The organism is Dapis hubbardiae BLCC-M172 (assembly GCF_050016015.1).
Taxonomy (GTDB): domain Bacteria; phylum Cyanobacteriota; class Cyanobacteriia; order Cyanobacteriales; family Microcoleaceae; genus Trichodesmium.
The window spans coordinates 1-2,057 of the sequence record NZ_JBNHEQ010000321.1; the positions used below are offsets into that span (position 1 = coordinate 1).

A 2,057-nucleotide genomic window follows, 5' to 3' on the forward strand; every position below is an offset into this window, starting at 1 on the left:
AACAGGGAACAGGGAACAGGGAACAGGGAACAGGGAACAGGGAACAGGGAACAGGAAGCTGTTAAAGGATTTTCCTAGGTCATGCTGCGCAAACAGGATTTAGAAATGTCCTAACCTTAATGCGTAGCGCTATATAGCCTCCGTCATTGCGACTGGAACGGAGTGGAAGGTTTGCGGAGTATTCCGGAACGGATAGCAATCTCAAAGGGTTAGGAGATTGCTTCCTATCGTCGCAATGACAACTGTTCAACCTGATTTTATATAAGTCCTATGTGATTTAAAAAGCAAGAGTAATAAACCCGGTTTCTTTTTAATATTTGGTATAGAATAGATAAAACAAAATTAAGACTAAGAATAAAATGGTACAAGCACCAGTAAAAATTCCAACTACAGAACTAGCAAAATTAGCAATAGACCTAATTCGTCATACAGGATGTGAATATGGGGATATTCGGTTATGTACTTACCATTCTCAAAATTTGACAGCTAGCGATCGCTCTCTCAAACAACTACAAGATAAAGTTAGTTCTGGTTTTGGAGTGCGAGTTTTGCTCAAAGGTGCTTGGGGTTTTGCTGCTAGTCATCGCCAAACACCTGAAGAAATTGCTAGAGTCGTCGCTTTAGCAGTAGATATTGCTAAAGGTAGTCGTCTATCTCAACAAACACCTGTACAGTTAGTACCCGTAGAAACCTACCGCGATACTTACGTTACTCCTATCGAAATTGAGCCGTTTACTGTTCCTATTCAAGAAAAGGCGGAACTACTTTTAAGTTTGAATGATAAATTATTAAGTTATGAAGAGCAGGGGATTAAAAAAGCTTTTTCTTATCTCAGGTTTACTAAAGAAGAAAAAGTATTTGCTTCCACAAATGATTCCCTAATTGAGCAAACAATTTACCGCAGTTATCCTGGGTTTAGTTGCACAGCTATTGCTAATAATGATGCTCAAAGTCGCAGTTACGATCGCCCTCCTTTGAATATTGGGTATGAGCATATTAACCCCACTGACTTATTGAGTCAAGTAGACAGAGTTGCTTCGGAAGCAATAGAAAAAGTTCATGCTCCCAAGGGACCTGCTGATATTCGTTCTACATTAATTTTAAAGCCAACAAATCTATTTTTAACCATTCACGAATCAGTCGGACATCCCACCGAGTTAGACCGAGTTTATGGTTATGAAGCTAATTTTGCTGGTACGAGTTTTGCTACTACCAATAAAATGGGCAAACTCCAATATGCTGCACCTTGGGTTAACTTTAAATGCGATCGCAATCAACCAGGAGGACGTAGTACCGTAGGATATGATGACGAAGGTGTTAAATCACAAGATTGGTATGTTGTCAAGGATGGAATTTTAGTAGATTATCTTACAGACAGAGAAACAGCTTACCGACTTGGACGTGGTAGCAGTAATGGTTGTGCTTATGCGGACAGTTGGTCAAGTATACCTATGGTGCGCATTCCCAATTTAGGATTAGAAGCAGGTGCCGATGGTGGAAGTAATACTGCAACTTTAGCAGAAATGATTGCCGATACTGAAGATGGAATTTTAATTGATGGTATTGGTAGTTTTTCTATCGATCAACAACGGCGGAATTTTCAATTTGGTGGGGATGCGTTTTGGGAGGTGAAAAAAGGTAAAGTTGTGGGAATGTTGAAAGATGTAACTTATCATTCTATGACGACTGATTTTTGGAATAGTGTTGATGCTGTGGGAAATGCTGCGGAATGGGAGCAGTGTGGTACTGATATTTGTGGGAAAGGGGAACCGATGCAGTTAGCGCAAATGACTCATGGTTGTGTACCAGTGCGAGTGCGTGATATTTTGATTGGTAGTGGAGCAGGTTAATTTCAGTTATCAGTTATCAGTAACTTTTGCTGATATGGTGCGTTACGACGGATTACTGAATTTCTTTCATAGTATTAATTTCAGCCGTCTAACGCACCCTACAAGTTAACTTATTGTCTTAACTCTCCTCACCGACAACCAAATACCACAGGGCATCAATACCTCTGCCGACTTATGCTGAATCTTGATGTTGTTGAATCTATTGAA

General features: G+C 40.0%; 1 protein-coding gene. It reads left to right on the plus strand.

All coding sequences use genetic code 11. From position 1 onward, the window contains the following. Positions 1-359 precede the first annotated feature (359 nt). On the plus strand, positions 360-1,850 hold the full coding sequence (locus tag ACP6PK_RS29775; protein ID WP_426565143.1) for a TldD/PmbA family protein: 1,491 nt from the start codon (positions 360-362) through the stop codon (positions 1,848-1,850). Positions 1,851-2,057: the final 207 nt, after the last annotated feature.

Excerpts from the sequence above, each read along its gene's own strand:
- ACP6PK_RS29775 (WP_426565143.1), top strand. The coding sequence starts at position 360 with ATGGTACAAGCACCAGTAAAAATTCCAACTACAGAACTAGCAAAATTA.